The sequence below is a fragment of the Pseudomonas sp. Pme6b genome, from assembly GCF_058129925.1.
In genome coordinates this window covers 336,670-359,527 of the sequence record NZ_CM176704.1, presented here as the reverse complement: position 1 = coordinate 359,527, position 22,858 = coordinate 336,670, and the positions used below count along the sequence as shown (strand labels likewise).

22 protein-coding genes, 1 other RNA gene and 1 pseudogene are annotated in these 22,858 nt (G+C 58.4%); 10 read left to right on the top strand and 14 right to left on the bottom strand.

Going from position 1 to position 22,858, the window contains the following annotated elements:
• Positions 1 to 101: 101 nt before the first annotated feature.
• The 3 genes from AC4ANE_RS01690 to AC4ANE_RS01680 form a co-directional block, all read right to left on the bottom strand.
• Positions 102 to 1,052: a sigma 54-interacting transcriptional regulator gene (locus tag AC4ANE_RS01690; RefSeq protein ID WP_002551580.1), complete on the bottom strand. Its 951-nt coding sequence runs from the start codon at positions 1,050 to 1,052 to the stop codon at positions 102 to 104.
• 79 nt (positions 1,053 to 1,131) lie between these two features.
• Positions 1,132 to 1,713 carry an alpha/beta hydrolase gene (locus AC4ANE_RS01685; RefSeq protein ID WP_005734806.1) on the bottom strand — a complete coding sequence of 194 codons (582 nt, stop codon included), beginning with the start codon at positions 1,711 to 1,713 and terminating at the stop codon, positions 1,132 to 1,134.
• Positions 1,714 to 1,927: 214 nt separating this feature from the next.
• Positions 1,928 to 3,238: an MFS transporter gene (locus tag AC4ANE_RS01680; protein ID WP_002551578.1), complete on the bottom strand. Its 1,311-nt coding sequence runs from the start codon at positions 3,236 to 3,238 to the stop codon at positions 1,928 to 1,930.
• Between the two features lie 608 nt (positions 3,239 to 3,846).
• On the opposite strand from AC4ANE_RS01680, the gene AC4ANE_RS01675 reads away from it, so the two are divergent.
• Both AC4ANE_RS01675 and AC4ANE_RS01670 read left to right on the top strand, forming a co-directional pair.
• Entirely contained in the window at positions 3,847 to 4,839 is a 993-nt protein-coding gene (locus tag AC4ANE_RS01675; protein ID WP_057442997.1) for an AraC family transcriptional regulator, read from the top strand.
• A 189-nt stretch (positions 4,840 to 5,028) separates the two neighbouring features.
• A protein-coding gene (locus AC4ANE_RS01670) for an IS3 family transposase (protein ID WP_095077641.1) occupies positions 5,029 to 6,380 on the top strand; the annotation gives its coding sequence in 2 pieces (ribosomal slippage) (positions 5,029 to 5,488 and positions 5,488 to 6,380; 1,353 coding nt in all).
• Positions 6,381 to 6,460: 80 nt separating this feature from the next.
• Here AC4ANE_RS01670 and AC4ANE_RS01665 read toward each other — a convergent pair.
• The 4 genes from AC4ANE_RS01665 to AC4ANE_RS01650 all read right to left on the bottom strand — a co-directional run bounded on the left by AC4ANE_RS01665 (position 6,461) and on the right by AC4ANE_RS01650 (position 10,899).
• A complete protein-coding gene (locus AC4ANE_RS01665) occupies positions 6,461 to 7,699 on the bottom strand; it encodes a 2-octaprenyl-3-methyl-6-methoxy-1,4-benzoquinol hydroxylase (protein WP_002551577.1) in 1,239 nt (412 codons plus the stop codon).
• Between the two features lie 51 nt (positions 7,700 to 7,750).
• On the bottom strand, positions 7,751 to 8,938 hold the full coding sequence (gene ubiH / locus AC4ANE_RS01660) for a 2-octaprenyl-6-methoxyphenyl hydroxylase (RefSeq protein WP_002551576.1): 1,188 nt from the start codon (positions 8,936 to 8,938) through the stop codon (positions 7,751 to 7,753).
• Complete coding sequence (gene pepP / locus AC4ANE_RS01655) at positions 8,935 to 10,269, bottom strand: Xaa-Pro aminopeptidase (RefSeq protein ID WP_002551575.1); 1,335 nt, start codon at positions 10,267 to 10,269, stop codon at positions 8,935 to 8,937. Before pepP ends, ubiH begins: the two co-directional genes overlap by 4 nt.
• Positions 10,270 to 10,344: 75 nt before the next feature.
• On the bottom strand, positions 10,345 to 10,899 hold the full coding sequence (locus tag AC4ANE_RS01650; protein WP_031598342.1) for a YecA/YgfB family protein: 555 nt from the start codon (positions 10,897 to 10,899) through the stop codon (positions 10,345 to 10,347).
• Positions 10,900 to 11,049: 150 nt separating this feature from the next.
• On the opposite strand from AC4ANE_RS01650, the gene AC4ANE_RS01645 reads away from it, so the two are divergent.
• From AC4ANE_RS01645 to AC4ANE_RS01630, 4 genes are all read left to right on the top strand, one after another.
• On the top strand, positions 11,050 to 11,259 hold the full coding sequence (locus AC4ANE_RS01645; protein ID WP_002551573.1) for a TIGR02449 family protein: 210 nt from the start codon (positions 11,050 to 11,052) through the stop codon (positions 11,257 to 11,259).
• Complete coding sequence (locus AC4ANE_RS01640; protein ID WP_002551572.1) at positions 11,256 to 11,585, top strand: cell division protein ZapA; 330 nt, start codon at positions 11,256 to 11,258, stop codon at positions 11,583 to 11,585. The genes AC4ANE_RS01645 and AC4ANE_RS01640 overlap by 4 nt, the downstream gene beginning before the upstream one ends.
• Positions 11,586 to 11,615: 30 nt before the next feature.
• A non-coding RNA gene (gene ssrS / locus AC4ANE_RS01635) (6S RNA) lies at positions 11,616 to 11,794 on the top strand.
• 94 nt (positions 11,795 to 11,888) lie between these two features.
• Positions 11,889 to 12,500: a 5-formyltetrahydrofolate cyclo-ligase gene (locus AC4ANE_RS01630; protein ID WP_002551571.1), complete on the top strand. Its 612-nt coding sequence runs from the start codon at positions 11,889 to 11,891 to the stop codon at positions 12,498 to 12,500.
• 45 nt (positions 12,501 to 12,545) lie between these two features.
• On the opposite strand, the gene AC4ANE_RS01625 is transcribed toward AC4ANE_RS01630, so the two are convergent.
• Positions 12,546 to 12,698 carry a hypothetical protein gene (locus AC4ANE_RS01625; RefSeq protein ID WP_002551570.1) on the bottom strand — a complete coding sequence of 51 codons (153 nt, stop codon included), beginning with the start codon at positions 12,696 to 12,698 and terminating at the stop codon, positions 12,546 to 12,548.
• A 193-nt stretch (positions 12,699 to 12,891) separates the two neighbouring features.
• On the opposite strand from AC4ANE_RS01625, the gene AC4ANE_RS01620 reads away from it, so the two are divergent.
• Complete coding sequence (locus AC4ANE_RS01620; RefSeq protein ID WP_002551569.1) at positions 12,892 to 13,341, top strand: EVE domain-containing protein; 450 nt, start codon at positions 12,892 to 12,894, stop codon at positions 13,339 to 13,341.
• Between the two features lie 6 nt (positions 13,342 to 13,347).
• Here AC4ANE_RS01620 and AC4ANE_RS01615 read toward each other — a convergent pair whose 3' ends face one another.
• The gene (locus AC4ANE_RS01615; protein WP_002551568.1) at positions 13,348 to 13,755 is read right to left on the bottom strand and encodes a flagellar basal body-associated protein FliL; all 408 of its coding nucleotides are present in this window, start codon (positions 13,753 to 13,755) and stop codon (positions 13,348 to 13,350) included.
• Between the two features lie 130 nt (positions 13,756 to 13,885).
• Between AC4ANE_RS01615 and AC4ANE_RS01610 the strand changes: the two genes are divergently transcribed.
• Positions 13,886 to 14,872: an NADPH:quinone oxidoreductase family protein gene (locus AC4ANE_RS01610; protein ID WP_002551567.1), complete on the top strand. Its 987-nt coding sequence runs from the start codon at positions 13,886 to 13,888 to the stop codon at positions 14,870 to 14,872.
• A gap of 65 nt (positions 14,873 to 14,937) precedes the next feature.
• A pseudogene (locus AC4ANE_RS01605) lies at positions 14,938 to 16,131 on the top strand (IS256-like element ISPsy17 family transposase); the annotation flags it as partial.
• Between the two features lie 460 nt (positions 16,132 to 16,591).
• Here the strand turns inward: AC4ANE_RS01605 and AC4ANE_RS01600 are convergent.
• Both AC4ANE_RS01600 and AC4ANE_RS01595 read right to left on the bottom strand, forming a co-directional pair.
• Positions 16,592 to 17,227 (bottom strand): hypothetical protein, encoded by a 636-nt coding sequence (locus AC4ANE_RS01600; RefSeq protein ID WP_002551566.1) that lies wholly within the window; start codon positions 17,225 to 17,227, stop codon positions 16,592 to 16,594.
• On the bottom strand, positions 17,224 to 17,889 hold the full coding sequence (locus AC4ANE_RS01595; RefSeq protein ID WP_002551565.1) for an energy transducer TonB: 666 nt from the start codon (positions 17,887 to 17,889) through the stop codon (positions 17,224 to 17,226). The genes AC4ANE_RS01600 and AC4ANE_RS01595 overlap by 4 nt, the downstream gene beginning before the upstream one ends.
• A gap of 273 nt (positions 17,890 to 18,162) precedes the next feature.
• Between AC4ANE_RS01595 and glpT the strand changes: the two genes are divergently transcribed.
• Positions 18,163 to 19,512, top strand: a complete 1,350-nt coding sequence (gene glpT, locus AC4ANE_RS01590) for a glycerol-3-phosphate transporter (protein ID WP_002551564.1) — start codon at positions 18,163 to 18,165, stop codon at positions 19,510 to 19,512.
• Positions 19,513 to 19,524: 12 nt separating this feature from the next.
• Here glpT and AC4ANE_RS01585 read toward each other — a convergent pair whose 3' ends face one another.
• The 3 genes from AC4ANE_RS01585 to ubiD all read right to left on the bottom strand — a co-directional run bounded on the left by AC4ANE_RS01585 (position 19,525) and on the right by ubiD (position 22,836).
• Positions 19,525 to 20,193 (bottom strand): gamma-glutamylcyclotransferase, encoded by a 669-nt coding sequence (locus AC4ANE_RS01585; protein ID WP_002551563.1) that lies wholly within the window; start codon positions 20,191 to 20,193, stop codon positions 19,525 to 19,527.
• A gap of 208 nt (positions 20,194 to 20,401) precedes the next feature.
• Positions 20,402 to 21,370, bottom strand: a complete 969-nt coding sequence (locus tag AC4ANE_RS01580; RefSeq protein WP_004655176.1) for a CDP-6-deoxy-delta-3,4-glucoseen reductase — start codon at positions 21,368 to 21,370, stop codon at positions 20,402 to 20,404.
• Entirely contained in the window at positions 21,370 to 22,836 is a 1,467-nt protein-coding gene (gene ubiD, locus AC4ANE_RS01575) for a 4-hydroxy-3-polyprenylbenzoate decarboxylase (RefSeq protein ID WP_002551561.1), read from the bottom strand. Before ubiD ends, AC4ANE_RS01580 begins: the two co-directional genes overlap by 1 nt.
• Positions 22,837 to 22,858 lie beyond the last annotated feature (22 nt).

Sequence of the window (22,858 nt, the reverse complement as noted above, 5' to 3'; positions counted from 1 at the left end):
GCGCGATCCAAACCCTGCGACATCATGCTGACATTACCGAGATTTTATATTCCGATAAAAGACTTTTTAATCGAGTACTTATATCTTTTTGTCTCACGCCTTCACGCAGGGTTCTGCTCAAGCTGCGATGTCACCGTTTCGAGCAATCGCCGCAGCGCGCAAAGCTGCTCGCGATCCCCGCTGCTCACCAACAACCTGGCCTGACGCTCGATCAGCGTCAGCGGCGCGGCAATATCCGGCAGATTGATATCTTCAGCCCGAATTTCGTCGCCACTGCTGACCAGCAAGGCAAAGTGAATGACGTTCTCCAGCTCACGGGTGTTGCCGGGCCAGCTGTGGGCTTCAAGCGTGCGCTGCGCGTCTTCGCTGATCAGTTGCACAGGCAGGCTGAGGCGCTGGCTGTAGATACCGACAAAATATTCGGCCAGCGGCAGGATATTGCCCGGTTGCTCGCGCAACGCCGGCAGGTCAAGACGCCCCTCGCTCAGGTAGTGATAAAGCCGCTCGTGAAATTTTCCGGCAGCCACCGCCTGTGCCAGATCGATGCTGGTGGCGGCTACCAGACGCACATCGACCGGGCTCGGCTGGTGCGCGCCCACTCGCGTGACTTCGTGGTTTTCCAGGGCGGCGAGCAGCTTGACCTGAATGGGCAGTGGCAGGTCGCCGATTTCATCCAGATACAAAGTGCCGCCGTTGGCCGAGCCAAACCAGCCGGCCCGACTGCTGACCGAACCGCTGTGCGCTCCGGCGGCATAACCGAACAACTCCGCATCGGCGTAAGTCGGGCTGATGGCACCGCAGTTGACTGAAACGAACAAGCCCGAGCGATCACTGCCGCGATGAATATGCCGCGCCAGTAATTCCTTGCCGGTCCCGGACTCGCCACGGATCAAGACCGGCAGCGAACGAGGCGCCAGCTGTTCCATTTCTTCGCGTAAACGGCGCGAGCGCGGGTCGATGAATACCAGCGCCTTGGCACGAATGCTCAGCGGGCTTTTTTCTGCATCGGGGAAAGTCAGCAGCGGCTGACCGAAATTTTCGTGAAAGCTCATGACACACTCCCACCTGAGCCCTTGCGACGGCTCAAGCGTTTAAAAGACAGGACCCGTTGGGTCGATAAACAAGCTCCGCTCATGCGCGACGACGCGCATGCTGCTCCAGACGGTTTTGCAGCCGGTACAGGTAGGCGAACCCCTGCTCCCAGCGCTGATGTCCGGACTTGACGTTGATATGCCCGGCCTGACTCAGAAATCCGACTTCCGCCCCCCAGTGACGGGCCATTTCCATAGCGCGCTGAGAGCTGACCGCAGGGTCGTTGTCAGAACTGACAATTTGTGTCGGAAACGGCAGCAGATCATTAGGGATCGGCGCAAAATTACGCAATGCAGGCGGGCAATTCGGACGTTCGACGTCAGCAGGTGCTACCAGCAACGCACCTTGCACCTGACGCAGAGTCTCCAGCGGTGCGAGTTGTGCCCAATGCGCGACTGTCACGCAACCCAGGCTGTGAGCGATCAGGATCACCGGCGTGCTGTGCGCTGCAATCGTGCGTTGCAACTCGCCCACCCAGTCCTCACGGCGTGGTTTGAGCCAGTCGGCCTGTTCCACGCGCGTGCTGTTGGGCAGGCTGTTTTGCCAGTGGGTCTGCCAATGATCATCAGGAGACCCTTGCCAGCCTGGCACGATCAGATACCGGATCGACTCGTTATGCATGGATTCGCCTCCTGCATGTATGCGTTCATGAGACGAGTATAGGGATGGAAGTTATATTCGCTAAGGAATAAGAAGCTATTTATTAATTCCTAAAACGAATATCAGCTGTCAGGCAAAAAAAGAAGCCGTCCCCTGCCTTCGAGGAACGGCCTCTAATAAAAAATCACTTTCAGCGCAGAGAATATCCGCGCTTCGTTACAGGATTACGACGGCCTCAAGTTGCGGGAACAGTTCGAGAACCCGATTCATCAACGCTCAGCGCCACGGCCTCGTCGTTCTGCGGCACTTCGCGGGCGACGGTCCACACCACAATGGCGGCGACGATATCGAAAATCGCCAGCACCACGAACAGCGGGCTGTAGCCGATTTTGGTGACCAGCACGCCGAACACCATGGTGAACGCCGCCGCCCCGAAAAAGCCGAACATTCCGCCCATCCCGGTCGCTGTGGCCACCTCGTTCTTGCCGAACGAATCGGAGGTGATCGAGTACAGTGCGCCCGACAGGGTCTGGTGCGCGAAACCGCCGATGCACAGCAATGCGATAGCGGTGTAAGGGCTTTCGACCAGCCCGATACAGGCCGGGCCGATCATGCATGAGCAGCCGAACAGCATGACCATCTTGCGAGATGTGAACAGCGACACCTTGCAGTATTTGTGAAACAGCGGGCTCAGATAACCGCCCAGTACACAGCCGATGTCAGCCGCCAGAAACGGCAGCCAGGCGAACATCGCGACTTCCTTGATGTTCATGTGGCGCTCGGTCATCAGGTACAGCGGGATCCACGCGTTGAAGGTTTGCCAAGCGGGCTCGGACAGGATGCGCGCCGAAGCGATAGCGTAGAAATTGCGGTTCTTGAACAGGCGTTTCCAACTGCCTTTCTGGGCAGGTGCATCCTTGAGGCGCGATTCCTGGCCGCTGAGAATATAGTCACGCTCAGCATCGCCCAGACGCTTCTGGTCACGCGGGTGCTTGTACAACAGCAGCCATAGCCCGCTCCACACGATACCCAGGCCACCGACAATCAGAAACGCCAGCTCCCAGCCACTTTGCAGGATGGCCCAGACCACCAGCGGGGGCGCAAGCAATGCGCCGAACGACGAGCCAATGTTGAACCAGCCGATGGCAACCGAACGCTCCTTGGCCGGAAACCATTCGGTCGTGGCCTTGACGCCTGCCGGCAGGCCCGCTGCTTCGGTCAGCCCGAGCATGCCACGGAAGATGGCCAGGCTCTGCCAGCCGGTTGCGAACGCTGCGGCAGCGCAGGCAGCCGACCAGGCAATGGCAAAAATCGCAAAACCCATTTTGGTGCCGATGGCGTCGATAATGTAGCCCGCCACCGGCTGCATGATGGCGTAGCACAGCTGCCAGGCGACGACGATGTGCGCGTACTGTTCGGTGGAAATGCTCAGTTCGCTCATGAGCGTCGGCGCTGCGACGGACAGCGTGTTGCGTGCAAGGTAGTTGACGACCAGGCCAGCTGTTACCAGCCCCACCATCCACCACCGAATGCCTTTTATTTTCATCTCTTCACCCTGTTTATTTTTAGATTGGCGATGAGCGTCCCGCGGCCATGACCGTGAGGCGGCTGGTTTTATGTAACTTCAGATTACGGTCGGTTCAGGCAGGGTTATCGAGGTAATTCGCCGATAATCGTGCGAAAAAGTCGAAAAAACGGAGGATATAAACTTTTTTATTGCCTGAGAAATCAGACTGGTCATGGACTTGTTACTCTTTGAATTATTTTTGTGGTTGTAATTTTCTGCAAGTCTTAGGTTGTCGTACAACATGGCGCATTTATAGTCATTTGCCATGCCAGTGTCAAATGACATCAACGCTCGGCTTCCTCAGGAAAAGGGCCCGCGGAGGTTTACTGAAAAGGCTCGGTTTTTTTGTTATACGACAACTGCTTGGTCGAAGCGTATTCATAGGCCGCTTTGACCTATTCAGCGCTGCCCGACGCCCCTGACACGTGACGATTGCCGCCCGATGGCAAGAAACGTGTCTAAAGACTTGTACAACTGTCACAAAAGCTTTCATTCTTGGTCACGGCGTCAGGCAACGGAAATGCCCCGCGAAACCATGTCGGCACAGCCCGACGCTGAATCACCTCATGTCAGGGAGAGGCGTCCACATGCCTGAGCCAAGCAGTCTCGCCAGCTGGACCCCTGCATTGCGCAGGCAGCTCGATGCCTTGGGCGTGGATAGCAACACGTTGTGCCAGAGCGCTGGCATAGACCCGAGTATGCTGGGTGATCCCGGCGCACAGTTTCCCTCAGACATCACCGCCGACCTCTGGGAGCGAGCGGTACAGGCCTGCCTCGATCCAACCCTGGGTTTGCGTGTCTCGCGCTTTGTCAGCCCCACGTCGTTCCACGCGCTGGGCTATACGCTGGTGGCCAGCGGCTCACTGCGCGAGGTTTTCGAACGCATCGTACGTTACCGCTCAATGGCTGAGGACTCTCTGGAGCTGGACTTCAGAACGGTGGGCGAGCGCTATGAATTCCGCTTCGGCACGCCGAAATCGTGTCAGCTACCCGCTCATGAGTTGCTGGATGCATTCGCCGCCATTTATGTGCGCACCTGCCGCAACCGGCTAGGCAGGGGCTACGCGCCGCTGGCGGTGCATCTGCAACGTCCCGCACCTGATAATCCGCAGCCCTGGCAGGATCTGTTCCGCTCGCCGGTGATGTTCGCGGCGCAGGAGAACTTGCTGGAATTTGGCGGTGATCAGTTCGACAGCCACCTGGATGACGGCCCGGTACAGGTAAACGGGCAGGAATCCAGGGGCGATCCGTTACCTTCGCTGATCTGGGAGCAGCGCGTGCGCTCGGCCATCGAAACCCTTCTGCCGGATGGCGAACCCACCGTCAGAACCATCGCCGAAGCCCTGCACCTGAGCACGCGCAGTTTGCAACGTCATCTGGCCGACGAGGGCTGCTGTTACGACCTGCTGCTCAATCAATGCCGCCAGAACCTGGCATTGCTGCACATGAACGATCCGCAAAGCTCGCTGAGCGAAATCGCCTACCTGCTGGGCTTTACCGACACCACCAGCCTGAGCCGCGCCTTTAAACGCTGGACCGGACTGACACCAGGGCAGTATCGCAACGGATTGGTGCGCTGAGCATGAGGAACGATCATCAACTATCGTGCGACGCTCCGCGTCGGCTTGCGTTTCTGGACGCTCTGCGTCCTATCCTGAATAGGCGGCGCGGCGCAGATTTGTGACGCAGAGCGTCACGCAAGGCATTCCCACGCTGGTGAACTGCCCCCAAGAAGTTGGACACCAATCCGACCTCACGGGGGTGTTCAAATGGGTAAGTATTCAGAGCAGTTCAAGCTCACTGTCGTCAAAGCGTATCTTGAAGACAACATGGGCTTTCGTATGGTAGCCCGCCAGTTCTCGATCGATTTCAGCCTGCTTCGACGCTGGGTCGCTAACTACAAGAGTCATGGTCACACCGGCCATCGCAAGCCTGGTCTTCGATACAGCGAAGCTTTCAAGCGCTCAGTGCTTGAGCACAGGCGTGAACACAAGCTATCGCTCCGTCAGGCCGCTGCGCATTTTGGTATCGGGGATCCCGGCCAAATAGTCATTTGGGAAAAGCGGCATTACAGTAGCGGTACAGCCCCGTATGTTCCTGCCAGAAGAAAGCCTGTCGCCATGCCAAAGAAGCCTTATCCCGCCAAACCAGTAACCGCCGACGATACGCAGAAGACGCGCGACCAGTTGATGAGCGAGCTTGAATATCTGCGCATGGAGAACGCTTACCTAAAAAAGTTGGAAGAGCTGAAGGAGCAGAAACGACGGCAACCGAAAAAGCCCTGAGCATCAAGCAACTGAGGGGCCGGTTCCCGCTTTGCGCTCTGCTGAGGCTGGCGGGCTTGGCACGCAGCACGTTTTACTATCAGGTTCAGGTGCAATCCAGACCCGATCCCTATGCTGCTTTGAAACAGTTAGTCGAAAGCATTTACCACGAGGAGAAAGGCCTTTATGGCGCTCGGCGTATCACGGCGGTCATTCGCACTGCAGGTATTTTGGTCAACAAGAAGGTTGTAGAACGACTGATGGCAGAACTGGGCCTGCGATCAGTGGTGCGCCCCAAAAAATACCGCTCCTATAAGGGCGTAATCGGAACCATTGCGCCGAATTTGCTGGAGCGCAATTTCAGCGCGCAACGCCCGAACCAGAAGTGGGTGACCGATGTGACTGAGTTCAAGGTAGGCAATCGAAAGCTGTATCTCTCACCCGTGATGGACTTGTACAACGGTGAAATCGTGGCGTATGAAGTGTCGACAAGGCCGAGCTTTGAGCTGGTCACCAGCATGCTGGACAAGGCGCTTCAGCAGTTGCAGGACGAGCCGAAGCTTGTGATGCACTCGGACCAGGGCTGGCAGTATCAACACGCGCAGTATCGCCATAAGCTATCGGTACGAGGCGTCAAACAAAGCATGTCCCGTAAGGGCAACTGCCTGGACAATGCGGCAATGGAAAGCTTTTTCGGTACACTGAAATCCGAGTTTTTCTACCTGAAACAGTTTGAAAGCATCGATGAGTTGAAAGCAGGTCTGGATGAGTACATCCACTACTACAACCATGACCGCATCAAGCTGAAGCTCAACGGCCAAAGCCCCGTAAAATACAGGGCTCAGGCGGCAAGCTAAAACCGTCCAACTTTTGGGGGGCAGTTCACTGGAGCGTGAGGAACGATCTTCAACTATCGTGCGACGCTCCGCGTCCGACCCTATAGAGTAGTGGCGGGCTCAATCCGCGCCAGCTCAGGCAAATCTCCCGACAACCCTAACGCTTCGCGCACGAACAGAGCCTTGGCTTCGGGCATCCGGTTGACCATTTTCAAACCGGTATTACGCAACCAGCGCAGTGGCAATTGGTTAGCCTGAAACAGCCGCTCGAAGCCTTCCATTGCGGCCATCAGCGCCAGGTTGTGCGGCATGCGACGACGCTCGTAGCGGCCCAGCACGCGCAGGTCAGACCAGCGTTCGCCACGCCCGGCAGCGTGGGTCAGGACTTGCGCCAGCACGGCTGCGTCGAGAAAGCCCAGGTTCACGCCCTGCCCGGCCAGCGGGTGAATGGTATGTGCCGCATCGCCAATCAACGCCAACCCCCTGGCAACGTAACGCTTGGCGTGACGCTGACGCAGTGGCACACAAACGCGCTCATCGGCAGACACTACCTGACCCAGACGCCCCTCGAATGCCTGCTCCAGTTCACGACAGAACAGGTCATCTTCCAGCACCATCAGGCGCTCGGCTTCAGCCGGTGTGACTGACCAGACAATAGAGCACCAGTGCTCGCCCTCGCGCTCCAGTGGCAGAAAAGCCAAGGGACCGTCGTCGGTAAAACGCTGCCAGGCAGTTTTCCTGTGGGAATCAGCGGTGCGCACACTGGTGACGATAGCGTGATGCAGGTAATCCCACTCACGGGTCGGCGTTTCGGTCAGGCGGCGCACCGCCGAATTGGCACCATCGGCGGCAACCACCAGCGGTGCGCGCAACTGGCGACCGTCGGCCATGGTCAGCAGCCAGTCATCTCCGGAGTGGCGCATCTGCTCCAGCCGCGCATTGGCCAGCAAGCCGATGTCGCTTTCATGCAGGCGATCGAGCAACGCATCCTGCACCACGCGGTTCTCGACGATATGGCCCAGCACATCAGCGTGCACGCTGGAGGCAGAGAAGTGAATCTGCCCGGTGCCGCTGCCATCCCAGACCTGCATGTGCGCGTACGGGCTGATGCGACGGGCCGCGATGCCTTCCCATACGCCCAGCCGCTGAAGAATTCGCTGACTGGCTGTCGACAAGGCACTGACCCGTGGCTCGAAAGCCGAGTGTTGGTCAAAGGGTTTGACGCTCAGCGGCCCACCGTCGACCACCAGCACATCAAGACCGCTGCCCTGCAACGCCAGAGCAAGGGCACTGCCGACCATTCCGGCTCCGACAATCAGCACATCTGCGCGCGTTTCCATGGTCAAACCGTTCTCGCTTGCGGCCGAAGCCGTGTGTTTAAAGTGTGTGATTCACACATCGGATCGAGTCCCCAGGCCCATCGCCTGACGGGCAAACCAGCGCTTGGCGGCTGGCAACAGGTCCAGGCCCAGCAACCCGACGTTACGCCCGGTGGCAACCGCCGACCGGGAGCTGCCGAACAGGCGTGTCACCTTGTCGGAGAAGCCCACGGTCAATTGCTGATCATGACGCTGACGCTCACGGTAGAGCTGCAGAGTAGACAACTCACCGGGCGGCGCGGCGCTGTCCAGCAGCGTCCCGGCCAGTGCATCGGCGTCACGCAAGGACAGATTGAACCCCTGCCCGGCAACCGGATGCAGGCTGTGCGCCGCATTACCCAGAATCACCAGATGCGAACGCACCTGCTCTTCGGCCTCGATCAGCGCCAGGGGGTAGACATGCCGTGCACCGACCTGACGCAGCGTGCCCAGGCGATAGCCAAACACGCCCTGCAGCTCTTCCAGAAAACTGCGGTCGTCCAGCTCGGCCAGGCGCTGGGTATCGTTGCCCGGACGCGTCCAGACCAGCGCACAGCGGTTTTCCGGCAATGGCAGCAGCGCCATCGGCCCGTCCTCGGTAAAACGTTCGAACGCCTGCCCGCAATGCGCTTCGCTCGGCGTGATATTGGCAATCAGCGCATGCTGGTCGTAGGGCCGTTGCCGCACTCCAATACCCAGCTGCTCGCGCAGGCTGGAGCGACCGCCATCGGCCAGCACGGCCAGATCACAATCCAGTTCGGTTTCGTCACTGAGGCTCAGGCGATAACCATCGGCCAGCGGCTGCATGTGCCTGACCTCGGCCGGCACACGCCAACTGACGACATCACGATCCAGCGCCGCCCACAGTGCCTGACCGAGCCAGGCGTTCTCGACTACGTAGCCGAGCGCCGGAACACCCTCTTCGATCGCAGACAAACGGGTAGCGCCGAAGCGGCCACGGTCCGAGACCTGAATTTGCAGAATCGGCTCGGCGCGGCGGGATATCTGCTGCCAGAGGCCAAGCCGCTCATAGATGCGTCGCGAGCCGAACGACAGTGCCGAAGAACGCGCATCGTAGCTGGGCTGCCAGGCCTCACCCGGCGCGAAAGGTTCGATGAGCACGATTTTCCAGCCGCGCGCCCTGGCACCGGCCTGCAGTGAAAGCGCGAGACTTGCGCCCACCAATCCGCCGCCGACGATGGCAATATTAAAGCGGCTCATGCGACCTGTGCCTTTGCAGCCGCCATCAGCGCCTCGATCTCGGCGACGGTCTTGGGCACGCCACCGGACAGGATTTCACAGCCCTGCCTGGTTACAACCACGTCGTCTTCGATTCGCACACCAATACCTCGCCATTTCTTCGCGACGTCCAGATTGTCGGGGGATATGTAGATCCCGGGTTCAACAGTCAGCGTCATGCCGACCTCCAGTACACGCCACTCGCCGCCGACCTTGTATTCGCCGACGTCGTGCACATCCATGCCCAGCCAATGCCCGGCACGGTGCATGTAAAACATCTTGTAGGCCTCGCTCTCGATCAACTGATCGACGTCGCCTCGCAGCAAACCCAGCTCGACCAGCCCTGCGGTAATAACCTGGACCGTCGCTTCGTGCGCCTGGTTCCAGTGCTTGTCGGGGCCGATGGCCTCGAAAGCCGCATACTGAGACTTGAGCACCAGCTCGTAGATAGCTTTTTGCTCGGGAGAAAACTTGCCGCTCACCGGAAACGTCCGGGTGATGTCACTGGCATAGCAGTCGATTTCGCAGCCCGCATCGATCAGCACCAAATCGCCATCCTTGAGAACGGCATCGTTCTGCTGGTAATGCAGGATGCAACCGTTGCGCCCCGAGGCCACGATCGAGCCGTAGGCAGGCATCTTCGAACCGCCCTTGCGAAATTCGTAATCCAGCTCGGCTTCCAGGCTGAACTCGTGCAGTCCTGCGCGACAGGCCTGCATTGCTCGCACATGGGCACGCGCAGAGATGTCCGCCGCGCTGCGCATGACTTTGATTTCGGCCGCCGATTTGTACAGGCGCATGTCGTGCAACAGATGATCCAGCGCGACAAATTCCTTGGGCGGCTGGGCACCGAGGTGCGCCTTGGAGCGGATCACGTTGATCCAGTCCATCAGGTGCCGGTCGAATTCAGGGTTGCTGCCCATCGACGAATAGACCCGGTCACGGCCTTCGATGAGGCCCGGCAGAATTTCGTCGATGTCGTTGATCGGGAATGCATCGTCCGCACCGAAATCGCGGATCGCGCCTTCCTGTCCGGCGCGCAGACCTTCCCACAATTCGCGCTCGGGATTGCGTTCACGGCAGAACAAAACGTACTCGCCATATTCGCGTCCGGGAATCAGCACCACCACCGCTTCCGGCTCGGGAAAGCCGCTGAGGTACTGAAAGTCACTGTCCTGCCGGTAGACATGCTCGACATCACGATTGCGTATGGCAACCGCCGCAGCAGGCAGGATGGCAATGCTGTCCGGCTCCATCTGAGCCATCAGAGCCTTGCGGCGGCGGGCGTATTCGGACTTCGGGATCTGAATCATGGGCAGCAGGAGTCCTGATGGAGTCTACCGGGCCGCACTGTCGTCAGCGCGGGCCGGTATCGCAGTGATGGGCAATCAGTGCAGAGAAGGCTTGGGTTGCGGCGCAGCAGGCTCATTGAATTCGGTGAACAGCAACAATGGCGCTACGCGCATGTATTCCATGACTTCCATATAGTCGGTCTCGCCGTCTTCGGACTCGTCCAGTGCATCCTGCACCTGGGCAATGGCCGCCAGATCCTCAAGAACATCCTTGGCTTCAGTGCCGAGCGTCTTGTCGCCAATGGCCAGACCGAAGCCTGCCAGAAACCCCTGACACCATTGGCCCAGCGCGGCAGCACGCTCGGTCAGCGGCTCATCGTCGCCCGGCAGCAACAGCACGACGGTCATGTCGTCACCGGTGAGTTCGCCCTTGACCATCTCTTGCAAGCCGATGAGCGCCTGGCTGATATTGTCTTGCGGCTCGGTTTCCAGCAGCACCGAAGCATCGGCAAACCAGCCTTCGTTGTCGAAACCGGCACCCGCGCAACTACGCCCCAGCAGCAGGCCATGCAGCTCGGCAGGGGATACATGGTGACCGCCACTGTTAAGCAGAGTGGCGAACGCTTTGTACGGAGAATTCTGAATGGGCATGGGTAGCTAGTCGCCAAACGGCGCAATGTCTAGAATGAAGGCCTTGTATCCTAGACTATCCGCGCGACAAGATCACCCGGACGGCGGTTCGAGCTTGAGCACAAGCATCGCCTCCCCTGCCATTCATCAGAAAGTATTCAGTGGAAAACAATGGAAGACACCGACCTGCAAGCGCTGATGAAACGTGTGGAGCTGCTCCTGAAGTATGCCGAGCAACTTAAAGGCCAAAATGCACTCCTATTAGCTCAGGAAAAGACCTGGCGCGAGGAACGCGCCCAACTCATTGAAAAAAACGAAATCGCCCGGCAGAAGGTCGAGTCAATGATTTCGCGCCTCAAAGCCCTGGAGCAAGACTCATGAGCAATGGCAACAGCGTTACCGTTCAGATCCTCGACAAGGAATACTCGATCATCTGCCCTCAGGAAGAGCGCACCTACCTGGTCAGCGCCGCCCGTTATCTGGACGGCAAGATGCGTGAAATCCGCAGCAGCGGCAAAGTCATCGGTGCCGATCGCATCGCCGTGATGGCCGCGCTCAACATCACTCACGACCTGCTGCATAAAGAACATTTGCCTGACGTACAGACCAGCGGTTCGACTCGCGAACAGGTCCGCGATCTGCTCGACAAGGTCGATCTGGTGCTGGCCACAGACACGCCCGGCACACCGGATTCAACTCGGGGCTGATTATTGCGGGGCATTTCTGTATACTCGCGCTGCTCCCTGGAGTGCTTGCCAGTCGGTCATGTCCCTGAGCCGATACGCACAACCACGGGGGTTGCACGTTGGGGTTGGTGTGCATGTCCGCTCGACGGAAAGCCTTAAAACCTCCTGCAATCTCCACCTTGAACTTTCGGGTTCAAGGGCTAAACCGACAGCGGTTCGTCGGGGAGTCCATATTCAGTTCGTTGCCAGCCCTGCTGTCTGGCAACGACGATCCTGCCTTGGTTTCAACACCCTTCCCGGATCAGCCTGCATGACCTTCTGCTCATGATCAGCGCCCAATCGCTTACACGTCCGCAACTGCGCCGCCAGCTACGCAAGGCACGCAGGGCGTTGAGTCGCAGCCAGCAACGCGCAGCCGCCCGCGATGTTTACCGCCAATTGGCGCAGCATCCGCTGTTCCGACGTGCCCGGCATGTTTCGCTATACCTGCCGATGGATGGCGAGATCGACCCTAGGCTGTTACTGCGTGAAGCACAACGACGCGGCAAGGCCACTTACCTGCCGGTGCTCAATGCATGGCCGCGCACGCGCATGGTTTTTCAGCGCGTGCGTCCCGGCGAGAAATTCATCCCCAATCGCTTCCGCATTCCCGAGCCTCTCATCAACCGTGCGAAACAACGCCAGGTGTGGGCACTCGATCTGGTGCTTATGCCATTGGTAGGGTTCGATAACGAAGGCGGTCGCCTGGGCATGGGCGGTGGGTTTTATGACCGCAGCCTGGCGTATCTGGCGCGCAGAAAGGCCTGGCGCAAACCGGTTCTACTCGGGCTGGCTCACGAATGTCAGAAAGTGGATCGACTGGCGCAGGCCAGTTGGGATGTACCGCTGCAAGGCACGGTATCTGATAAAGGCTGGTATCTGACACAGATACTCTGATCGTTCAGCCAACAGGGCAATCAACGATCAGAGCAGAAGCAGGGCTTAATGCCTGCCGGGGTTTTTTTGCTGTTGTTGAGTGATTTCGACTGGAGCGTCATCCTTGCTGGTCCATAAGCTTTGCGCATAACCGGTTGTCACGACACCCAAGCCAAACAGAATAACCAGAATCCAGAGTAAATCAGGCTTGCGTTTCATTGACTGCCCTCCTTAGGCAAATCAATACGATGTCAGCATCGGTTTTTGTATAGGCCGTGCAACAGCGTGGAGCTTTAAAGGGCGGCATTTTGCGGTAACGTGAACCAGTACGCAAATAGTGGCGCAAGCCGACTGTCGGTTTGTGATCAAACTGTCGGTAATACCGTGAACTTTTGTCTCTGGAGAGAGAGCAATGGCCTATTGGCTGATGAAGTCCGAGCCTGACGAATTCTCGATCAGCGACCTGCAAAAACGGGGTAACGCTCGCTGGGACGGGGTGCGCAACTATCAGGCGCGTAATTTTCTAAGGAGCATGGCAGAGGGCGACGAATTCTTTTTCTACCACTCCAGTTGCCCGGAGCCGGGAATCGCCGGCATCGGCAAAATCGCCAAAGCCGCCTATCCGGACCCCACTGCGCTGGACCCCGACAGCCACTATCACGACGCCAAGGCCAGCGCGGATAAAAACCCGTGGAGTGCCATAGACGTCGAGTTTGTGGATATCTTCAAGAGCGTGCTGGGGCTCGGTTATCTGAAGCAACAAAGCCAGCTGGAGCAACTGCCTCTGGTGCAAAAAGGCAGTCGGCTTTCAGTGATGCCCGTTACCGCCGAACAATGGGCGGCGATCCTGGCACTGCGCTGACAAGCGTTATTGAACGATGAAGTTATTGAACAGCAAGTCTTCAACAATCGGCTTGCCTTCTTCATCGTTCATGACGCGCTGCACTTGCTTGAGCGCTTCCTGACGAATGTTTTCCTTCGCCTCGGCACTGCTCATGGAATCAACCGTCTGCTGAGTGAACAACGACACCAGTTGATTACGGATCAAGGCGTCATTGCGCTTCACCGCCGCCTCGGCATCGGCACCCGTTACACGCAACGCGATGTCAGCCTTGTAGACGCGCAGCTTGGGGCCGCCATCCAGCGCGTAGTTGCCCACGAACGGCGGCGTCAGCGAGACATAGGCCGCTTTGGGCGGGCCGCCTTCTTCCTTGGCTTCCTCTTGCGCCATGACAGGCAATGACAAGGCCAGCAATACCAGAATCCACGCTTTCACAGTCCACTCCTTAATACGGTTTGCCACGTAGCTTACAGCTTATGTGTGCTTATCAGGCCGGGCCATGCTTGTTGACCCGAGAACCCACTTAACTCACTTTATCGGCCATTACCGAAAAAGGAATAGCCTAATGAAAGCCCTGTTATGCAAAGCCTTCGGTCCGGCCAGCACGCTGGTGCTTGAAGACGTGCCAGGCCCCGAGATCAAAAAGAACGAAATCCTCCTCGACGTGCACGCCGCAGGGGTCAACTTTCCCGACACGTTGATCATCGAGGGCAAATACCAGTTCAAGCCAACCTTCCCTTTCTCGCCGGGTGGCGAGGCAGCAGGCGTGATATCAGCCGTAGGGGAAAAAGTAACCCATCTCAAGCCCGGCGACCGCGTGATGGCGCTCACCGGCTGGGGCAGTTTTGCCGAGCAGGTCGCTGTACCCGGTTACAACGTACTGCCGATACCGACGAGCATGGACTTCACCACCGCTGCGGCGTTCAGCATGACCTACGGCACCTCCATGCACGCGCTCAAACAACGCGCCAACCTGCAAGCCGGCGAAACCCTGCTGGTGCTCGGCGCATCCGGCGGCGTGGGCCTGGCCGCCGTGGAAATTGGTAAAGCCCTCGGCGCACGCGTCATCGCCGCCGCCAGCAGCGCTGAAAAACTTGAAGTCGCCAAAAACGCAGGCGCAGACGAACTGATCAACTACAGCGAAACCAGCCTCAAGGACGAAGTAAAACGCCTCACCAACGGCAACGGCGCCGACGTCATCTACGACCCGGTCGGCGGCGACCTCTTCGACCAGGCCATCCGCGCCATCGCCTGGAACGGCCGCCTGCTGGTCGTCGGCTTCGCCAGCGGCCGCATCCCGGACCTGCCCGTCAACCTGACCCTGCTCAAAGGCGCATCGGTGGTCGGCGTGTTCTGGGGCTCGTTTGCGCAGAGACAACCGCAGGACAATGCGGCGAACTTCAAGCAGCTGTTTGCGTGGTTTGAAGAAGGGAAATTGAAGCCGCTGGTGTCGACGGTTTATCCGCTGGAAAAGGCTGGGGAGGCGATTGATTTGTTGGGTGAGCGCAGGGCTGTGGGGAAGGTGGTGGTTTTGGTTGGCAAGACTGCCTGAAACCTGCTTAAAGAGACTGTCAGAAATTTTGTGTTCGGGCATAACATGTAGCTAGAGGTGCATGTATGCCGACCAAAAAGAAGTCCGCCAATGCAACAGCGAGGGAGTTGCCCTCGATTCCCCAAGAGCTGATCGAGCAGTTTGTTAAAGGCCCGATGAGCGCCGAAGCCATTCAAGACGCGTCCATGGCGTTCAAGAAGGCTCTGATCGAGCGTGCGCTAGGCGCCGAGCTGGGTCACCACCTTGGTTGCCCTCAGGGCGCGGAGCGCCCTGAGGAGTCGACCAATCAGCGTAATGGCAAAAGCAGCAAGACGGTTCTGACCGACGACGGGCCGCTTCGCCTGGATATCCCCAGAGACCGCGATGGTAGCTTCGCCCCGATCCTGATTCCCAAGCACGAACGCCGTTTTACAGGCTTCGACGACAAGATAATTGCCATGTACGCCCGGGGCATGACGGTGCGTGAGATCCGCGCTTTTCTGTCTGAGCAGTATGGAACTGACGTGTCCCATGACTTCATCAGCTCAGTCACCGATGCGGTCATGGAAGAGGTGAGCGCTTGGCAGCAACGACCCTTGGAACCGATGTATCCGGTGATCTTCTTCGATGCGTTACGGGTCAAAATCCGGGACGAGGGGTTAGTGTGCAACAAGGCTATTTATCTGGCGCTGGGGGTATTACCTGATGGCACGCGCGACATTGTGGGTATATGGATCGAGAGCACCGAGGGTGCCAAGTTTTGGATGAAGGTGTTCAACGACCTCAAGACTCGTGGCGTTGAAGATGTTCTGATCGCCGTCACGGATGGCCTCAAAGGAATACCGGAGGCGTTGGGGGCGGTTTTTCCTGCCACGACGCTGCAAACCTGCATCGTGCATCTGATCCGCAACAGCTTGGACTATGCCGCTTGGGATAAACGTCGGGCACTGGCCAAAGCACTCAAGCCGATCTACCAGGCGATCAATGCAGATGTGGCTGAGCAAGAGCTTAACGCCTTTGAAGCGGGCCCCTGGGGCAAGCAGTATCCGACTGTGGTTGCTGCATGGCGTCGCGCCTGGGATCGGGTTATACCGTTTTTTGTTTTCCCGGCGGGCATCCGCAAAGTGGTTTACACGACCAATGCCATCGAGAGCATCAATGCCCAGTTACGCAAGATCATCAAGACTCGAGGGCACTTCCCGACCGATGAGGCCGCGACGAAACTGATATGGCTTGGGTTGCGCAACATCACCGCCAACTGGGGTCATGCGGCACACGACTGAAAAGTGGCAATGAATCAATTTGCGATCCTGTACGGAGACCGATTTACCAGACCGAGCTGGTAAAACAAGGGCCTGCCTGACGGCAGGCCCTAACCAGCCCGAACACAAAAAAACTGATAATCCCCACTTTAAATACAGCTTATCAGATAACCTAAAATTTACTTCCGACGTTGATACCGAGCTCAAAAACGCAGACACTGTGGGTGAGCTGGCTGCGGCTCTACAGAAAGAATAAAAAACTAACTTATCTCGCCGACCGCATTAACGACAGACTTAGCTTTTCGACTCGTAGCTGTTGAGTCTGAGTTAACCTACGGATACTAACGTTTAGAGTGCACTCACTAAGCGTCATCTTGAAGTGATTCAAAATATGAGCACTACTCACTAATCTCTCGCAACAAGTCCGAGACCAAGGCATTAATGCTTTGGTCCCGGCACTTCGCTGATGCGCCCATCCCTACAACACCTTCCTCACATTCTCCGGCAAATAATCCACATACTTACGCATCGGATTTTTTTGACATTGGGCGATAATGCCCGGCGCCGCCTCCAGCAGTTCAACAACCAATGCCTGACGTTCGTCCAGGGTGAGAAATTGCTCTATGACCGGACCGCTCGACAGGTACAGCTCTGTCCGCATTAGCGCATCCGGCTTGACGTCCTTGCGCCAGTTGCGACCCTCGAACATTTCCCTGTTCAACTGCCAGCACAACTCCTGCTTCAGCTCGGCATTGGCTGTCAGCGGCGGGTTGCTGTGTGGTCGCCCTGTGAAGGTAAACGTGACCGTAACTGCTTCGCCCTCGGGATGAGAGGCCGGTGGGTCCCAGGGTTCAAAGGTCCATAGTTCAACAGCACTTCGGGTCAGGCTGATGAACCTCGGATCAGTTGCCCCCTGCACTTCAAGAAAGCGCACGCCGCCATCGGCCTGAATGAAAATCCTGACGGTGACACTGTTTTTTACCAAGGCATAACGCATCGACGCCGGATAGTCCGGCTCCGGCATATACAACGGTACCGGATACGACGGCAACGCCTGTGCTGTCCCCGCCGAGAGTAACCCCGCCAACACGATCACACTCAGCACGCGGCTCATTCGCTGCCCTCCGCTTGCTCGGCCAACCCGACCATCAATACCTTGACCGGCCCAGGCAGGTAATCCCCATACAGATGATCCGGATTGCTTCTGCAGTTGCTCACTACCGCAGGTATCGACGCTCCGAGCAATTCAAGCAACGCCTTGCGCTGGGGCTCGCTGCGCTGGTGGGCAACATGACTGCCGAACAGCGCCTGCCCGGTGTACCAGAACACGTCGACTTTACTCAGCGGCTCTTTGGGATAGTCCTGGCGGGCGGATTTCACTTCGTGGTTGAGGTAACCGCAACGGATGTTGCCCAGGCCGACGGTGACTTCGGTATTGAAACGCCTATAGCCATGGGAGCCGAAAATCACCGGCACGGTGATCGTGGTCATGGGCGGCGCGCCGACTGTTCCGACCCAGGGTTTGTAACGCCACTGGCGGAGCGCCTGCTCCACCGCTTCGGCGAGTTGCGGGTGGCCGCTCTCTACGGCCCTGACTTCGCGGACCTGACCGTCGGACTTTATCCACAGCTGTGCCCGGACCTTGCCTGCGTAGCGGGTCTTGACCAGTTCAGGAGGAAACACCGGTGCTGGCGTGTACACCGGCACCAGAAATGACTCCGTCGCGCCAACGTGCGGGGCCAGTGCGACGGCAATCATGAAGGCGAAAATTCTCATTGTTGTATGGGCTCATCGTCGTGGTGCGCCGCTGCGGCGCAATGACGACGATGGTAAAAGCCTGCCGAAAGACCAGTAAGCACGCGGCTTCCGATACGCCTGTAGGACCCATCCCAAACTTTTGAAACACATACAAACGCTCGCCAAATGTTCATAAAAGAACAGGAAAACGTCGGTATCTCCTACAAAAAATCAGTCCAAAGGCACTGCTTTTTTCTGTAATGAAAATGTAATATTCGCATTCGCAAAAAAACAATAATCAGGAGCTTCTCCATGTTTGGGTTTTTCCGCCCTGCCAGGCATCAGGCACCCCTTCCCGAAGAAAAGGTCGATAGCACTTATCGGCGTCTGCGCTGGCAGATCTTCGCAGGCATCTTTATCGGTTATGCCGGTTACTACCTGCTGCGCAAGAATTTCTCGCTGGCTATGCCGTATCTGATCGACGAAGGCTATACGCGTGGCCAGCTGGGCGTGGCGATGTCGGCCATCGCGATTGCCTACGGCTTGTCGAAATTCCTCATGGGGATCGTTTCGGACCGCTCCAACCCGCGGTACTTCCTGCCCTTCGGCCTGCTGGTATCTGCCGGGATCATGTTCATCTTCGGCTTCGCGCCGTGGGCGACGTCCAGTGTCACGATCATGTTCGTGCTGCTGTTCATCAATGGCTGGGCCCAAGGCATGGGCTGGCCGCCGAGCGGGCGGACGATGGTCCACTGGTGGTCGCAGAAAGAGCGCGGCGGCGTGGTGTCAGTGTGGAACGTGGCGCACAACGTCGGCGGCGGCCTGATCGGCCCGCTGTTCCTGCTCGGCATGGGCTGGACCAACGACTGGCACGCAGCATTCTATGTGCCGGCGGCCGTTGCGCTGCTGGTGGCGGTCTTTGCTTTCGCCACCATGCGCGACACCCCGCAATCGGTGGGCCTGCCGCCTATCGAGCACTACAAGAACGATTACCCGGAAGGCTACGATGCCAGCCACGAAGAGGAATTCAGCGCCCGGGAAATCTTCGTCAAATACGTGCTGCGCAACAAGTTCCTGTGGTACATCGCGATGGCCAACGTGTTCGTTTATCTGCTGCGCTACGGCGTGCTGGACTGGGCCCCGACCTACCTGAAAGAAGCCAAGCACTTCACGGTCGACAAGACCTCATGGGCCTATTTTCTTTACGAGTGGGCAGGTATTCCGGGCACGCTGCTGTGCGGCTGGATGTCGGACAGGATCTTCAAGGGTAATCGCGGCCTGACCGGCATGGTGTTCATGTTTCTGGTGACCATTGCCACGCTGGTGTATTGGCTGAACCCTGAAGGCAACCCGACCGTCGACATGATCGCGCTGGTGTCTATCGGTTTCCTGATCTACGGCCCGGTCATGCTGATCGGCCTGCAGGCGCTGGAACTGGCACCGAAGAAGGCAGCGGGTACGGCAGCCGGCTTTACCGGGCTGTTCGGCTACCTGGGCGGGTCGGTCGCGGCGAGTGCTGCGATGGGCTACACGGTCGACCACTTCGGCTGGGACGGCGGCTTTGTGCTGCTGATCGGCGCGTGCATTCTGGCGATGGCATTCCTTGCGCCGACGCTGCGGCACAAACAGGTCGCCAGCACCTCGCGCGATACCAAGGACTGACCCAAAGGCCGGTCAGGCGGTCTCTGACTTGCAGCGCTTGAGCCGCGCCTCCAGATTCAGGTCTGGCATGGCGTGGCTACGCAGGGCCTTGGCCGTCTGTTCCACGTACTCGCGAGTGGTTCCATAGCGCCCGCTGGCGCTGGCCAGCACCTGGCTCAGCACGCTGTCGGGCAGGTTGCCAGCGTAGCTGGGCAAATGCCGTTCCAGCACGAAGCCCAGCGCCTGTACTTTCCTGCCGTCTTCAAGGCGGCAATTGAGCCAGTGCGGGCGATACGACGGATACGGCATCTCACGCTCCCACAAGGCCAGCAGCGATTTCTCCAGGCATTCATCCGGCAGGCGATAGGCAAAGCCGGTGCATGAACCGCCGCGATCCAGCCCGAATACCAGGCCTGGCACCTCAGGCGTACCGCGATGTTCGTGCGACCACAGGTAAAGCCCACGGTGATAACCGTGCACTCGACCGCGCTGGCTCTCTACCGCAGTGCACTCGGGACGCCAGATTAGCGAGCCGTAGGCGAACAGCCAGACCGGGCCGCCTTTGTGAAGACGCATGGTGGCGTCCATGGATGCGAGCAGTTGCTCGCGGGTAAGCTGCGGACCCAGATCGATAACGGGCGGGTACGTCAGCCCAAGGCCGTCATGCACTGCAGCGGCCAACTCGTTGATTGGATTCTCCATTTGCCCCCCTGACAGTCTGGCTGTCAGTTTTTACCGAGCCCCGCTGACTCGCTCGTGGGTGAGCGGCATCAGGGTGTCGTGGTTCGGTTGTTGCCACAGACCAAAGGCCTGCCTCTACAAAAAGTTGTCTGGCGGCGAATTGACATCGCCGTAAGCTATAAGCAGCTGAAGCAATTTACACTCCAGTTATGCAGCCGTCAGTCCGGCGTTACGGACGCGGTGCGTAGGCGAATACGTCTGCGCGCATCTGGTGAGCGTCCATTCCGGCACTGACAAGAGCGTCCAGCGTTCCGTAAACCATGGCAGGCGAGCCGCTGGCGTAGACGTAAACCGCCGACAGGTCCTTGATGTCTTCGCAAACTGCCTCGTGCAGCAGACCACAGCGCCCTTCCCAGCCACACAGGTCACTGACGACCTTGTGCAGGAACAGGTTCGGCAGTGCCGTCCACTCATCCCAGTGGCTGACCTGGTAAAAATCCTCGGGCCGACGCACGCCCCAGTACAAATGCACCGGATGACTGAAGCCTGCTGAGCGACAGTGCTCAAGCAAACTGTTCATTTGCGCCATACCTGTACCGGCAGCGATCAGTACCAACGGCCCGTCCGGCAGCTCGGCAAGGTGGGTATCGCCAAACGGCAGCTCGACCCGCGCCATTTTGTTGCGTTGCAGTTGCTCGATCAGGCTGCGCGCACTGTCTTCACGAGCCAGTACATGCAGCTCCAGATCACGGCCACTGTGCGGTGCCGATGCGATGGAGAATGCCGACTTCTCGCCATTCTCCCGCTCGATCATCAGGTACTGTCCAGCGTGATAACGCGGTGGTTTGCCTGCCGGGGCGCGCAAGCCTACCCGCCAGACATCACCACCGATTTCGACACACTCGCTCAACTGGCAGGCAAAGCTGCGCACCGGCAGCTCACCCTTGGCCAGCACGCCATCCCAGAGCACAACACAATCTTCAAGCGGCTCTGCTACACACGTATGAATCTCACCGTGATCAAGCTCCTGACCCGACTGCATCACCCGCCCCTCGACCAGCAAGGCCGAGCAGATATGACAGTTGCCGTTGCGACAGCTCTGCGGGCATTCATAGCCCAGACGCTGCGCAGCATCGAGAATCCGCTCGCCCGGCAGGGTGTCCAGCACCGCACCTGACGGCTGCAAGGTTACGCGCATCAGTCTATTCCCAACTGAGTCCAGATCTCGTCCACGCGGCGTGTGGTGGCTTCGTCCTTGACGATAGCCCTGCCCCATTCACGCGTGGTTTCGCCTGGCCATTTGTTAGTGGCGTCCAGGCCCATTTTCGATCCCAACCCGGACACCGGAGAGGCAAAATCGAGGTAATCGATAGGCGTGTTGTCGATCATGACCGTGTCGCGCTTGGGGTCCATGCGGGTGGTGATGGCCCAGATCACGTCATTCCAGTCACGAGCATTGATGTCATCGTCGGTGACGATCACGAACTTGGTGTACATGAACTGGCGCAGGAACGACCAGACCCCCAGCATCACGCGCTTGGCATGACCAGGGTACTGTTTCTTGATGGTCACCACCGCCATGCGATAGGAGCAACCTTCAGGCGGCAGGTAAAAATCGACGATCTCCGGAAACTGCTTTTGCAGAATCGGCACGAACACCTCGTTCAGCGCGACGCCCAGAATGGCGGGCTCATCCGGTGGACGGCCGGTGTAGGTGCTGTGGTAGATCGGCTTGATACGGTGCGTGATGCGCTCGACGGTCAACACCGGAAAGCTGTCGACTTCGTTGTAATAGCCGGTGTGGTCGCCATAAGGCCCTTCGTCGGCCATCTCGCCCGGATGAATCACACCCTCCAGCACGATCTCGGCGCTGGCCGGCACTTGCAGATTGCTGCCACGGCATTTGATCAGCTCAGTGCGCGAGCCACGCAACAGCCCGGCGAAGGCATATTCGGACAGGCTGTCCGGTACTGGCGTCACGGCACCGAGAATGGTCGCCGGGTCAGCGCCCAGCGCGACGGCAACCGGATAAGGTTCGCCGGGATGCTTGGCGCACCAGTCGCGAAAATCCAGCGCGCCGCCACGATGGCTGAGCCAACGCATGATGATCTTGTTGCGGCCAATGACCTGCTGACGGTAAATGCCGAGGTTCTGCCGCTCTTTGTTCGGGCCCTTGGTGACCGTCAGGCCCCAGGTAATCAGCGGTGCGACGTCGCCCGGCCAGCAGGTTTGCACGGGCAGCATGCCGAGATCGACGTCATCGCCTTCGATGACAATCTCCTGGCAGGGTGCATCCTTGACCACCTTGGGGGCCATGGCGATGACTTTGCGGAAGATGGGCAGCTTGGACCAGGCATCTTTCAGTCCCTTGGGCGGCTCGGGTTCTTTCAGAAACGCCAGCAGCTTGCCGATTTCACGCAGCTCACTGACCGCTTCGGCGCCCATGCCCATGGCTACGCGCTCTGGCGTGCCGAACAGGTTGCCCAGCACCGGGATATCAAAACCGACCGGTTTTTCGAACAGCAGGGCCGGGCCCTTGGCACGCAAGGTACGGTCACAGATTTCAGTCATTTCCAGCACAGGCGAGATCGGCATCTGGATGCGTTTCAACTCTCCGCGCTGCTCAAGCTGCTGCACGAAATCCCTAAGATCTTTGAATTTCATTAACCCGGCCATTTATCCAAAT